10 protein-coding genes are annotated in these 13,423 nt (G+C 61.9%); 9 read left to right on the top strand and 1 reads right to left on the bottom strand.

From position 1 onward, the window contains the following. Positions 1-79: 79 nt before the first annotated feature. From ALTER154_RS19680 to torT, 7 genes are all read left to right on the top strand, one after another. Positions 80-1,330 carry a sarcosine oxidase subunit beta family protein gene (locus tag ALTER154_RS19680; RefSeq protein WP_160089604.1) on the top strand — a complete coding sequence of 417 codons (1,251 nt, stop codon included), beginning with the start codon at positions 80-82 and terminating at the stop codon, positions 1,328-1,330. A 12-nt stretch (positions 1,331-1,342) separates the two neighbouring features. Beyond that, on the top strand, positions 1,343-1,669 hold the full coding sequence (locus tag ALTER154_RS19675; RefSeq protein ID WP_160089602.1) for a sarcosine oxidase subunit delta: 327 nt from the start codon (positions 1,343-1,345) through the stop codon (positions 1,667-1,669). Further along, the gene (locus ALTER154_RS19670; RefSeq protein ID WP_160089600.1) at positions 1,666-4,686 is read left to right on the top strand and encodes a sarcosine oxidase subunit alpha; all 3,021 of its coding nucleotides are present in this window, start codon (positions 1,666-1,668) and stop codon (positions 4,684-4,686) included. The genes ALTER154_RS19675 and ALTER154_RS19670 overlap by 4 nt, the downstream gene beginning before the upstream one ends. Then, a complete protein-coding gene (locus tag ALTER154_RS19665; RefSeq protein WP_160089598.1) occupies positions 4,679-5,311 on the top strand; it encodes a sarcosine oxidase subunit gamma in 633 nt (210 codons plus the stop codon). The genes ALTER154_RS19670 and ALTER154_RS19665 overlap by 8 nt, the downstream gene beginning before the upstream one ends. Before the next feature lie 151 nt (positions 5,312-5,462). Next, positions 5,463-6,326 (top strand): formyltetrahydrofolate deformylase, encoded by an 864-nt coding sequence (gene purU / locus ALTER154_RS19660; protein WP_160089596.1) that lies wholly within the window; start codon positions 5,463-5,465, stop codon positions 6,324-6,326. A 144-nt stretch (positions 6,327-6,470) separates the two neighbouring features. Beyond that, a complete protein-coding gene (gene fdhA, locus ALTER154_RS19655; protein WP_160089594.1) occupies positions 6,471-7,670 on the top strand; it encodes a formaldehyde dehydrogenase, glutathione-independent in 1,200 nt (399 codons plus the stop codon). A 134-nt stretch (positions 7,671-7,804) separates the two neighbouring features. Then, positions 7,805-8,836, top strand: a complete 1,032-nt coding sequence (gene torT, locus ALTER154_RS19650) for a TMAO reductase system periplasmic protein TorT (protein ID WP_160089592.1) — start codon at positions 7,805-7,807, stop codon at positions 8,834-8,836. A gap of 7 nt (positions 8,837-8,843) precedes the next feature. On the opposite strand, the gene ALTER154_RS19645 is transcribed toward torT, so the two are convergent. Continuing rightward, entirely contained in the window at positions 8,844-9,749 is a 906-nt protein-coding gene (locus ALTER154_RS19645) for an acyltransferase (protein ID WP_160089590.1), read from the bottom strand. 181 nt (positions 9,750-9,930) lie between these two features. Here ALTER154_RS19645 and ALTER154_RS19640 point away from each other — a divergent pair, with 181 nt between their 5' ends. Next, the gene (locus ALTER154_RS19640) at positions 9,931-11,157 is read left to right on the top strand and encodes an HD-GYP domain-containing protein (RefSeq protein ID WP_160089588.1); all 1,227 of its coding nucleotides are present in this window, start codon (positions 9,931-9,933) and stop codon (positions 11,155-11,157) included. Positions 11,158-11,329: 172 nt separating this feature from the next. Next, entirely contained in the window at positions 11,330-13,360 is a 2,031-nt protein-coding gene (locus ALTER154_RS19635; RefSeq protein ID WP_160089586.1) for a methyl-accepting chemotaxis protein, read from the top strand. Positions 13,361-13,423 lie beyond the last annotated feature (63 nt).

Below are 13,423 nucleotides of genomic sequence, written 5' to 3'. Positions count from 1 at the left end.
GGCCATGCCCGCGATTCCACGGGGTTCGCGGGCATGGCCCGCTCCTACGGTTAAGTTTTCGTATCAGGAGTACCCACTGATGCAACGTTATTCCGGCTTCGGCCTTTTCAAGCACGCGTTCAGCCACCACGAAAACTGGCAGCGCATGTGGCGCAACCCAACGCCCAAGCCGGTGTACGACGTGATCATCGTCGGCGGTGGCGGCCACGGTCTGGCCACGGCCTATTACCTGGCCAAAGAGTTCGGCATCAAGAACGTCGCGGTGATCGAGAAGGGCTGGTTGGGCGGCGGCAACACCGCGCGCAATACCACCATCGTGCGTTCCAACTACCTGTGGGATGAGTCGGCGCACCTGTATGAGCACGCGATGAAGCTGTGGGAAGGCCTGTCCCAGGACCTTAACTACAACGTCATGTTCAGCCAGCGCGGCGTCTACAACCTCTGTCACACCCTGCAGGATATGCGCGACTCCGAGCGCCGCGTCAGCGCCAACCGCCTCAACGGCGTGGACGGCGAACTGCTGGATGCCAAGCAGGTGGCTGCAGAGATTCCGTACCTGGATTGCAGCAAGAACACCCGCTATCCGGTGATGGGCTCCACCGTGCAGCGCCGTGGTGGCGTAGCCCGTCACGACGCCGTGGCCTGGGGCTATGCCCGCGCTGCCGATGCCTTGGGCGTGGACCTGATCCAGCAGACCGAAGTCACCGGCTTTCGCAAGGAAAACGGCGTGTGCATCGGCGTGGAAACCAACAAGGGCTTTATCGGTGGCAAGCGCGTTGGCGTGGTCACCGCCGGTAACTCCGGGCACATGGCCGGCCTCGCTGGCTTCCGCCTGCCGCTGGAATCCCATCCGCTGCAGGCGCTGGTATCCGAGCCGATCAAGCCGATTATCGACAGCGTGATCATGTCCAACGCCGTGCACGGTTACATCAGTCAGTCGGACAAGGGCGATCTGGTCATCGGTGCCGGTATCGACGGCTACAACGGCTACGGCCAACGCGGCTCCTACGGCACCATCGAACACACCCTGCAGGCCATCGTTGAGATGTTCCCGGTGCTCTCGCGGGTACGCATGAACCGGCAGTGGGGCGGCATCGTCGACACCTCGCCGGACGCCTGCCCGATCATTTCCAAAACCCCGGTGCCCAACCTGTTCTTCAACTGCGGTTGGGGTACCGGTGGCTTCAAGGCCACGCCGGGTTCGGGCCACGTGTTCGCGGCCAGCCTGGCCAAGGGCGAAATGCACCCGCTGGCCAAACCGTTCGCCATGGACCGTTTCCACACCGGCGCATTGATCGACGAGCACGGCGCTGCTGCCGTGGCTCACTAAGAGGGCTTACCCATGTTGCATATCTTCTGCCCTCACTGCGGCGAACTGCGCTCCGAAGAGGAATTCCACGCCAAGGGCCAGGCGCATATTCCTCGCCCGCTGGACCCATCCGCCTGCACCGATGCCGAGTGGGGCGAGTACCTGTTCTTCCGTGATAACCCGCGCGGCATTCACCACGAGCTGTGGGTGCATTCCGCCGGTTGCCGCAAGTACTTCAACGCCACCCGTCACACGGTGACCTACGAAATTCTCGAAACCTACAAGATCGGCGAGAAGCCCAGCGTCACCGCTGCCGGCACTGCCGAGAAAAAGGCCGTCGACCAAGGAGTAACGGCATGAGCCAGGTCAATCGTCTTGCTACTGGCGGCCGCGTTGATCGCAGCCAGCCTCTGACATTCAGCTTCAACGGGCAGAGCTATCAAGGCTTTGCCGGTGACACCCTGGCAGCCGCCTTGCTAGCCAATGGCGTGGATATCGTCGGGCGCAGCTTCAAGTACTCGCGGCCGCGCGGCATCGTTGCGGCGGGCGCCGAAGAGCCGAACGCTGTACTGCAGATCGGCAGCACTGAAGCGGCGCAGATCCCCAACGTGCGCGCCACCCAGCAGGCGTTGTATGCCGGCTTGGTCGCCAGCAGCACCAACGGCTGGCCGAGCGTCAACACCGACCTGATGGGCATTCTCGGCAAGGTCGGCGGCAAGATGATGCCGCCGGGGTTCTACTACAAGACCTTTATGTACCCGCAGAACCTCTGGCTGACCTACGAAAAATACATCCGTAAGGCCGCCGGTCTTGGCCGCGCACCGACCGCCGTGGACCCGGACAGCTACGACTACATGAACCAGCACTGCGACGTGCTGGTAGTCGGTGCCGGCCCGGCGGGCCTGGCCGCAGCCTTGGCGGCCGCGCGCAGCGGTGCACGGGTAATTCTGGCTGACGAGCAAGAAGAGTTCGGCGGCAGCCTGCTCAGCACCCGCGAAACCCTCGACGGCAAACCGGCCGCCGACTGGGCCGCGCAGGTGATTGCCGAATTGTCCGGCATGCCTGAAGTGACTCTGCTGCCGCGTTCCACGGTCAACGGTTACCACGACCACAACTTCCTCACCATTCACCAGCGCCTGACCGATCACCTGGGTGAAGTCGCGCCAATGGGGATGGTGCGCCAGCGTATGCACCGCGTGCGTGCCACGCGTGTGGTGTTGGCCACAGGCGCCCACGAGCGGCCGCTGGTTTACGCCAACAACGACGTGCCGGGCAATATGCTCGCCGACGCGGTGTCCACCTACGTGCGCCGTTATGGCGTGGCGCCGGGCAAGCAGCTGGTGCTGTCGACCAACAACGATTACGCCTACCGCGTGGTGCTCGACTGGCTCGACGCCGGTCTGCAGGTGGTGGCGGTGGCCGATGCCCGCAGCAACCCACGCGGCAGCTGGGTGGAAGAGGCTCGTAGCCGTGGTGTGCGTATTCTCACCGGCAGCGCCGTGGTGGAAGCCGCTGGCAGCAAGCGGGTTACCGCTGCGCGCATCTGCGCCATCGATGTGCAGAGCCATAAAGTCAGCAGCCCGGGTGAAGTGCTCGACTGCGATTTGATCGTCAGCTCCGGCGGCTACAGCCCGGTGGTGCACTTGGCTTCGCATCTGGGCGGCCGGCCGACCTGGCGTGAAGATATTCTGGCCTTTGTGCCAGGCGAGGGCGGCTTCCAGAAGCGCCTGTGTGCCGGCGCGGTAAATGGTGTGTTCGGCCTGGGTGATGCCCTGGCCGATGGTTTCGAGGCGGGTGTATCGGCGGCTGCCGAAGCCGGCTTCAAGGCGGTTTCCGCCAGCCTGCCGCAGGTCGCTGTCCGTCTGGAAGAACCTTCCCTGGCACTGTTCCAGGTGCCGCATGACAAGCCGACGGCGCGCGCGCCCAAGCAGTTTGTCGACCTGCAGAACGACGTCACCGCAGCAGGTATCGAGCTGGCCACCCGCGAGGGCTTCGAGTCGGTCGAGCACGTCAAGCGCTACACCGCGCTGGGCTTCGGCACCGATCAGGGCAAGCTGGGCAATATCAACGGCCTGGCGATTGCCGCCCGTTCGCTGGGCATCAGCATCCCGCAGATGGGCACCACTATGTTCCGCCCGAACTACACGCCGGTGACCTTCGGTGCGGTGGCCGGCCGTCACTGTGGCGCGTTGTTCGAGCCCAAACGTTACACCGCGATGCAAAGCTGGCACCTGCAAAACGGTGCCGAGTTCGAGGACGTGGGTCAGTGGAAGCGCCCGTGGTACTTCCCCAAAGCCGGTGAAGACCTGCACGCCGCCGTAGCCCGCGAGTGCCTGGCCGTGCGTAACGCAGTCGGCATTTTGGATGCCTCGACGCTGGGCAAGATCGATATTCAAGGCCCGGATGCACGCGAGTTTCTCAACCGCGTGTACACCAACGCCTGGACCAAACTGGATGTGGGCAAGGCGCGCTACGGTCTGATGTGCAAAGAAGACGGCATGGTCTTCGACGACGGTGTGACCGCCTGCCTGGCCGACAATCACTTCCTGATGACCACCACCACCGGCGGTGCTGCACGGGTGATGGAATGGCTGGAAATCTATCACCAGACCGAGTGGCCGGAACTCAAGGTGTACTTCACCTCGGTTACCGACCACTGGGCGACCATGACCCTGTCCGGCCCCAACAGCCGCAAGCTGCTGGCCGAGGTCACCGACATCGACCTGGACAAGGATGCCTTCCCCTTTATGAGCTGGAAGGAAGGCCTGGTCGGCGGTGTGCCGGCGCGGGTGTTCCGCATCTCCTTTACCGGTGAGCTGAGCTATGAAGTCAACGTGCAGGCCGACTACGCACTGGGCGTGTGGGAACAGATCATCGAAGCCGGCAAGAAGCATGGCCTGACGCCTTACGGCACCGAGACCATGCACGTGCTGCGCGCCGAGAAGGGTTTCATCATCGTCGGCCAGGACACCGACGGCTCGGTCACCCCGGACGATCTCAATATGGGCTGGTGCGTCGGTCGCACCAAGCCGTTCTCGTGGATCGGCTGGCGCGGCATGAACCGTGAAGACAGCCTGCGCGAAGACCGCAAGCAGCTGGTCGGGCTCAAACCGGTCGACCCGAACAAGGTGCTGCCGGAAGGCGCGCAACTGGTGTTCGACCCGAAACAGAGCATTCCGATGCAGATGGTCGGCCACGTCACCTCCAGCTACATGAGCGCGGCGCTGGGCTATTCCTTCGCCATGGGCGTGGTCAAGGGCGGCCTCAAACGCATGGGTGAGCGGGTGTTTGCACCGCTGGCCGATGGCAGCCTGATCGAAGCCGAAATCGTCAGCTCCGTGTTCTATGACCCGAAAGGGGATCGCCAGAATGTCTAATTTGATCAACGTTTATCAGCAACGCCCGGCTGCGGCACATGCCGAATCGCCACTGTTCCATGCCGGCCTTGAACAGCTGGCGGGTCAAGGCTCGGCCAGCGCCGGGGTGACGGTGCGCGAGAAGAAGCTGCTCGGTCACCTGACCCTGCGCGGTGACGCCAGGGACTCCGCCTTTGCCGGGGGTGTGCACAAAGCGCTGGGGCTGGAGCTACCGTCGGCGCTGACAGTGGTCAGTGCTGGCGACACCTCGCTGCAATGGCTGGCACCGGATGAATGGCTGCTGATTGTGCCGGGCGGCAGCGAGTTCGCGGTCGAGCAAAAACTGCGCGAAGCGCTGGATGGCCAGCACATCTCGATCGTCAATGTCAGCGGCGGGCAGACCCTGCTGGAGTTGACTGGGCCGAAGGTGCGCGAAGTGCTGATGAAGTCCACCAGCTACGACGTGCACCCAAGCAACTTCCCGGTGGGCAAGGCCGTGGGCACCCACTTCGCCAAGTCGCAGTTGGTGATCCGCCACACTGCCGAAGACACCTGGGAGCTGCTGATCCGCCGCAGCTTCTCCGATTACTTCTGGCTGTGGCTGCAAGACGCCAGCGCCGAGTACGGCTTGGCGATCAAAGCCTGAGGCTGATACGAACGGCTCCCTCTCCCCTATGGGGAGAGGGTTGGGGAGAGGGGAAGGGCTGATAGCGTTGTACCGGCGGCCCTCTCCCCCGGCCCCTCTCCCATAAATGGGAGAGGGGTGCAAAGCAGCGGAGTTTGTTCTGGAGTTTGTTATGAGCCGCACCCCCGATACCTGGATTCTCACCGCCCACTGCCCGAGCGTGCTCGGCACGGTGGATGCGGTGACGCGCTTTCTGTTCGAGCAGCGCTGCTACGTCACCGAGCACCATTCCTTCGATGATCGCCTGTCGTCGCGCTTCTTTATCCGCGTGGAATTCCGCCAGCCGGATGACTTCGACGAGCAGGCCTTTCGCGCCGGGCTGAATGATCGCTTGAGCGTCTTCGGCATGCAGGTCGAACTCACCCCGCCGGGTTACCGGGCCAAGGTGGTGCTGATGGTCAGCAAGGCCGACCATTGCCTGAACGACCTGCTCTACCGCCAGCGTATAGGCCATTTGGCCATGGACGTGGTGGCGGTGGTATCCAACCACCCGGATCTGGAACCGCTGGCACGTTGGCACGACATCCCCTACTGCCACTTCCCGCTCGACCCGAAAGACAAACCGGCGCAGGAGCGCAAGGTGCTGCAGGTGATCGAGGACAGCGGCGCCGAATTGGTGGTGCTTGCCCGCTATATGCAGGTGCTCTCACCTGAGCTGTGCCGCCAGCTGGATGGCTGGGCGATCAATATCCACCACTCGCTGCTGCCCGGTTTCAAGGGCGCCAAGCCCTATCACCAGGCCTATGAGAAGGGCGTCAAGCTGGTCGGCGCCACTGCCCACTACATCAACAACGACCTCGACGAAGGGCCGATCATCGCTCAAGGTGTAGAGTCGGTGGACCATGCCCACTACCCCGAAGACCTGATCGCCAAGGGCCGCGATATCGAGTGCCAGACCCTGGCCAAAGCCATCGGCTATCACCTTGAGCGCCGCGTCTTCCTCAATGATGGCCGCACGGTGGTGCTGCACGCCTAAACCGCAACTGCTGAATCCCCGCTACGGGTGGATCACCGACTGCCAAACCCTCGGTCCCGCCCGGCAACAGACACAAGCTCCAGTACAAGGCCGCGCGACCGTTGGCCGCGCCTTTGTATTCACAACAAGAAAGGAGAAATACGTATGTCTGGTAATCGTGGCGTCGTCTATCTCGGCGCTGGCAAGGTCGAAGTGCAGAAAATCGACTATCCGAAAATGCAGGACCCGCGCGGTCGCAAGATTGAGCACGGGGTCATCCTGCGCGTGGTCTCCACCAATATCTGTGGCTCCGACCAGCACATGGTCCGCGGCCGTACCACGGCGCAAACCGGCCTGGTACTGGGCCACGAAATCACCGGTGAGGTGATTGAAAAGGGCCGCGACGTGGAGAACCTGAAAATTGGTGATCTGGTCTCGGTGCCATTCAACGTCGCCTGCGGCCGCTGCCGTTCCTGCAAAGAGCAGCACACTGGCGTGTGCCTGTCGGTCAATCCGGCGCGTGCCGGCGGTGCCTACGGTTATGTCGACATGGGCGACTGGACCGGCGGTCAAGCTGAGTACGCCATGGTGCCGTACGCCGACTTCAACCTGCTGAAACTGCCGGATCGTGACAGGGCCATGGAGAAGATTCGCGACCTGACCTGCCTGTCCGACATCCTCCCCACCGGCTACCACGGCGCGGTGACGGCCGGTGTTGGCCCTGGCAGCACGGTGTATATCGCCGGTGCTGGTCCGGTCGGCTTGGCGGCAGCCGCCTCTGCGCGTTTGCTCGGTGCAGCGGTGGTAATTGTCGGCGATGTCAATCCGGTGCGCCTGGCCCACGCCAAGGCAGTGGGCTTCGAGATTGCCGATCTGTCGCAAGACACTCCGCTGCACGAGCAGATCGCCGCGCTGCTGGGCGAGCCGGAAGTGGATTGCGCGGTCGATGCGGTGGGCTTCGAGGCCCGTGGCCACGGCCATGCAGGCGTGCAGCATGAAGCGCCGGCTACGGTGCTCAACTCGCTGATGGGGGTGGTGCGGGTGGCCGGTAAGATCGGTATTCCCGGCCTCTACGTCACCGAAGATCCGGGTGCGGTGGACGCAGCGGCGAAGATCGGCAGCCTGAGCATTCGCTTCGGCCTCGGCTGGGCCAAATCCCACAGCTTCCACACCGGCCAGACCCCGGTGATGAAATACAACCGCCAGCTGATGCAGGCGATCATGTGGGATCGCATCAATATCGCCGAAGTGGTCGGTGTACAGGTCATCAGCCTGGACGACGCGCCGCGCGGTTACGGCGAGTTCGATGCCGGTGTGCCGAAGAAATTTGTCATCGATCCGCACAAATTGTTCAGCGCCGCTTGATCAATAGCTGCACCTCGGCGGGTACTCAAGTGCCCGCCTTCTGCGCAGAATTGCGCCCTCGTTAGACCCGTAAAATTGGCTACAGTAAGTGCACGGCACGGCTGCTCAGTGCGCACTTTCCAGGGCCGGAGTTCATGCGGGTAATCGTTTTAACCCTCTGTTTGTTGTGCACGACAGGCCTGGTCTCGGCTGCTGACTGGTTCCCTGTACCCGTGCAGGCGGATGGCCAGGTGCAGCCCTACCAACCCTTGGCGCAAGCGGCCAAGCCTTGGCGCATCTGTGCGCTGTTGCCCCATGGCAAGGATCGCTATTGGTGGGGCGTGGCCTGGGGGCTGGATGAAGAAGCCACCCGACAGGGCGTTCGCCTTGGCATCTATGAAGCCGGTGGCTATGAAAATCCGCAGGTGCAGGCCCAGCAGCTGGAACAATGCCGGCAACAAAATGCCGATGCCTACATCATCGCCGCGATCAACGCCCAGGCCCTCTGCGGGGCTATCGCCACGCTGGTCGAGCAGGGTAAACCGGTGATTGATCTGGTGAACGGCAGTGATTGCCCGGGGTTGAGTGCCAATTCGAGCGTGGACTTTGCCGACATGCTCAAGGCTGCGCTGGGTTACATCGAGCAGCATCGTCCTGCTGGGTCGTTCAGCCTTGGCTGGTTACCCGGGCCGCAGGGCGCGGGTTGGGTCGAGGATCTTGAGCGGTCGCTGCGCGAGGCCGAGCAGGCAGGTCGTATGCGCGTGGAGCATGGTGGCTATGCCCCGGTCGATCGCGCCAGCCAGGCGCAGCTGGTGCGCGGGCTGCTGAAGACGCATCCGCACCTCGATTACCTGCTGGGCAACGCCGAAGCTGCCGGGTTTGCCGCCCAGCTGGTGCAGACCTCCGGGCAAAACTACCGGGCGCAGGTACTGGCGACCTACACCACCGAACGGATTATCGAGCAGATTCGCGACGGCTTTATTGTTGCTGCGCCCACGGATTCACCGGTGATACAGGCGCGGATTGCTGTCGATCTGGCGGTCCGGGTGCTGGAAGATCAGCCGCATGCCCGGCAGGTCAGCCCGATGATCCAGATGCTCGATCAGGCCAGCCTGCCGCAGTTCGACATCAGCCGCCTGATGCCACCGCCGGAACATTGGATGATTCGCCGCGACCTGCCGCAGTAGGCCGACGCTAGCCGTGTGTTGGCGTGCTCAGCTCAGCGCGAATCTGCGCTATTCGCGCATCCTTGTCTTCCCAGAGTGTGTTCACCCAGTTCTGCACAAACTGGCGGAAGTTCGGATCATTTTCGTAGTCGCCCTGCCACAGCGCCGGGTCCAGCTCGCGGGTCTGGATGTCGACAATCACCTTGTCCACCTGCCCGCTGATCAGCGCCCAGAAACCGGGAATGCGCGCACCGGGGTAGACCAGGGTCACGTCCAGCACCGTATCAAGCTGCTCACCCAGCGCCGCCAGCACAAAAGCCACACCGCCGGCTTTGGGCTTGAGCAAGTACTGGAAGGGCGAACCCTGTTGCGCCTGCTTGGCCGGGGTGAAGCGGGTGCCTTCGAGGTAGTTGACCACGGTCACCGGCAGGTCCTTGAACTTTTCGCAGGCCTGCTTGGTGATTTCCAGGTCCTTGCCCTGCATATGCGGGTGCTTGGCGAGAAACGCTTTGGAATAGCGCTTCATAAAGGGGTAGTCCAATGCCCAGAACGCCAGGCCGAGGAAGGGTACCCAAATCAGTTCCTGCTTGAGGAAGAACTTGAAGTACGGGGTCTTGCGGTTGAAGGCCTGCACCAGCGCTGGAATATCCACCCACGACTGATGGTTGCTGATAACCAGGTAGGAGGTGCTTGGGCGCAGGTCAGCGCTGCCCCGAATATCCCAGCGCACGGGCAGTAGGGCGGCAAAGATCAGCTTATTGATTTCCGCCCAGGTTTCCGCCACCCACATCACCCCGCGTGAGCTTGCAGTCTTAAGTGCTTTGCCCGGCAGGACGAACTTGCCGAGGGCGATCAGCAGCAGCGGGCCGATCAGAATCAGCGTGTTTAACAGCAGCAGAAAAATGACGCTCAGACCGGTCAACAAATGGCGCATGGCAGCTCCTTAGGGTGCGCTTGAGCGGCAATGATAAGCAGTCGTGTCAAGGCTTCCAAGCCACTGATCTGCGCCCGATGTCCTATGGCCATTAGTTGTTCCAAGTCCGCATAATGCTGGCTATTGTTCATCTATTCTTGTCTGACAATAACCGAATTATTTTTCTGTTCGAGTGCCACCCATGTTGAAGTGTATTGCTGTGACCGACGTACGAGTCGGTATGTATATTCACGAGTTCTGCGGCGCATGGATGGACCACCCCTTCTGGAAATCCAAGTTTCTTCTCAACTCTGAAAAAGACCTGCAGCGGATCAAGGCCAGCAGTATCGGCGAGCTGTGGATTGACGTCAGCAAGGGGCTGGATGTCGAGGTTGGCACCGTCAGTGTCAGCCCCGAAGAGGTCGCCGCCGAAGCCGAGGCTAGCTTGTTGGCCGCTGTGCAGAGCCCACCGGTGAGCTTGGCGGTGTCGATGGAAGATGAGTTGCAGCGGGCGGCCAAGCTCTGCGAGCGCTCCAAAGCCGCAGTGGTCAGCATGTTTAGTGACGCGCGCATGGGCCAGGCCTTGCAGTTCGAGCAGGCCGGAGAGCTGGTTGAGGAAATTTCCGACTCGATCATGCGTCACCCCAATGCGCTGATCAGCCTGGCGCGGCTGAAAAACGCCGATGAATACACCTACATGCATTCGGTGGCGGTCTGCGCGCTGATGATTGCTTTGGCGCGCAACCTGAGCCTCAACGAAAGTCAGGTGCGCGAAGCTGGGCTGGCCGGGCTGCTGCATGACATCGGTAAGATGGCGATCCCCAATGAGGTACTGAACAAGCCCGGCAAGCTCACTGACAACGAATTCGCCACCGTACGCGACCATCCTGAAGCCGGCTCGCGCATGTTGCTTGAAAGCAAGCAGGTCAGTGCCTTGGTACTTGATGTGTGTCTGCACCACCATGAAAAAATGGACGGTACAGGCTACCCACACCGCCTGGCCGGTGAGCAGATCAGCCTGTATGCGCGCATGGGCGCGGTATGTGATGTGTATGACGCCATCACCTCTGATCGCCCTTACAAGCGTGGCTGGGATCCAGCCGAATCCATCCGCAAGATGGCCGAATGGAAAGGCCATTTTGACCCGGTGGTGTTCCAGGCCTTTGTCAAAACCGTGGGTATTTACCCCGTGGGCTCGTTGGTGCGGCTGGAAAGCGGGCGTATTGGCGTGGTGTTGGAGCAGCAAGCCAAGTCCTTGCTTGCACCGCGGGTGAAGGTGTTCTTTTCGGCCCGCTCGAAAACCCCAATCCCGCAGGAAACCCTCGACCTCAGCAAGCTGGTCGGTCGCGACAAGATTGTTGGCCGTGAGTCTGCTGAGGAGTGGGGCTTTCGCAATGTTGAGGAGCTCTGGAGCGGCATTTCCAGGTAGTTCCTTGGTGCCACGGCTCGCGTGTCGAGCGGATAGCGGGTCGTGGCCCGGTCACTCAACTATGCTCATTACCCATGACTGCCCGCAGGTGCATGGCTTGGGCGTACTTCTTGCTTGAAGTTGTGCTTTGGCTCGCCCCTGCAGTTGGCGTGCTCAACAGGTTGAGGTGTGTATGACTGGAGTACTCAAACCAGGTGTGCGGCTGCTGGAGCGTTTCAGCTTCGCGCGCAAGTTTCAGCTGGTGTTTGTCTTGTTCGCGATGCCACTGGTTTTTGCCTTGTGGGTAATCAGCAGTAACTACCAGGAGCGGCTCACCGCCATTGCCAATGAGGTAGAGGGCATCAATGCACTGCAGGGCATGGCTGGCGTGCAGCAGGCGTTGATTGAGCAGCGCACGTTGCTGTCGCGCTGGAAGGGTACTGAGAAAGCCGCCGAAGCGCTGCTGCGTGAGCATGCCAGCGAGCTTGAGCCCGCCTTGCAGGCGTTGGAGCAGCCGCTTCAGTCAGAGCTGCTGAGTGATCAGTCCCGTCAACATTTACAGAGCCTCAGAGCCGGCCAGGCCGAGCTGAGTATCGATGTGCTGGGTAAACTGGCCCTGCCCGATGCGCTTGAACGTTACCAAAAGAACCTGCTGAGCCTGCTGGCCTTGCGCGAGCAGGTGGCCACCGACAGTGGGTTGATCCTTGACCCGCAGCTCGACACGTACTTGATGATGGAGCAGCTGACCTACACCTTGCCGCGCCTGCTCGAGCAGCTTGGCAGCTTCACCAGTCAAGGTTATGGCGCGGTGGTGTCGCAGCACTTCACGTTACAGAGCCGCGTGCTGATCCGCGACCTACGCCGCAGCCTGGATGAATCACGCAGTCAGCTGCTGAAGGCACAGGCCACGCTCACCCTTGAGGCGCCGCATGCCATGCGCCAGCTGCAGGGGCCTTATGATGAGGCACTGAAGGGCTATGAAGCCTTCCTCGCGGGCATCGATCGCGACATGTTTGAAGCCAGCCCGATGGCCTTGACCCCGGATCAATTTGTACAGCGCGCGGATGCGCTTCAGGGCCAACTGTTGAAGCTGCAAACGGCGTTGTATCAGCAGTTTGTTGCCAGTTTGGGTGATTATCGGAGCAAGGCGCTGAGCGCCATGGCTCAAGCCATTGGTGTGTTCAGCGTTCTGACATTGCTGGCGCTGTATGTGTTGTTCTGCCTTAACGCGTCGATCCGGCGCAGCACTGCTGGGATCATTCAGGCCGCTGAAGGCTTGCGCGATGGTGATCTGCGTGTGCGCATGCAAGTGCATGGCGAGGATGACCTGGCGAATATCGCCCAGGCCCTGAATACCGCCGTTGGCCAGTTGCGCGATTCCATGCTGGGGGTCAATCAACAGAGTCAGCAATTGGGCGGCACCGTGCAACTGCTCAACGGCGAGGCGCGTAATGCCCTGGTGTCAGTGGAGCAACAGCAGGCACAGATGAGCCAGATTGCGGCGGCCGCCACTGAAATGGCTGCCACCGCGCAAAGCGTTGCGCAAAGCTGCGAGCAGGCGGCGGTAGAGGCCAATCAAACCCGCGAGATCGCTAACCAGAGCAACCAGCGCAGCACGCGCACCAGCCAGAGCATGCGCCAGCTAAGCAGCCGCCTCGGCGACAGTGCCACCACGTTGCAACAGCTGCGAGAGCAGACGGCGCAAATCACCCGGGTTGTGGATGTGATCAAGGGTATCGCTGAGCAGACCAACCTGCTCGCGCTCAATGCGGCCATCGAAGCGGCGCGCGCTGGCGATCAGGGCCGCGGCTTTGCCGTAGTCGCCGATGAGGTGCGTAGCCTGTCGCAGCGCACGCAGAACTCCACCGCGGAAATCGCCGACACGGTGGCCAATCTGCACCGCGTGGTCGGCCAGTCGGTCACCCAGATGGAAGACGCCGTGCGCCAGGCCGAAGGCGATGTCGGTAGTGTGCTGGCCATGGGCGAAGACCTGAATGCCATCGTCGAATCGGTGCAACTTGTCACTGACCGCCTGGCGCAGATCGCCACTGCCGCCGAGCAGCAGGCGGCGACTGCCGATGAAGTCAGCGGCAATATCCAGCAGGTCGATCATGCCGCCACTGCTCTGCTCGAAGGTGCGCAGGCGGTGAGCAACGCCGCTGAACAGCTGCGTCAGGGCAGTCAGGCACTGGCGCAGAACACTGCGCGCTTCAAGCTGGATTAAGGCCAGTCGGCGGAGGGCGGACAACGCGCAGCTTGTCCGCCGGCTGCGTCCGATCTTGACGCT

Source organism: Pseudomonas sp. 9AZ (assembly GCF_902506525.1).
Classification (GTDB): domain Bacteria; phylum Pseudomonadota; class Gammaproteobacteria; order Pseudomonadales; family Pseudomonadaceae; genus Aquipseudomonas; species Aquipseudomonas peli.
Note: the sequence above shows the minus strand (reverse complement) of the source record. Positions and strands in the feature narration are given on the sequence as shown.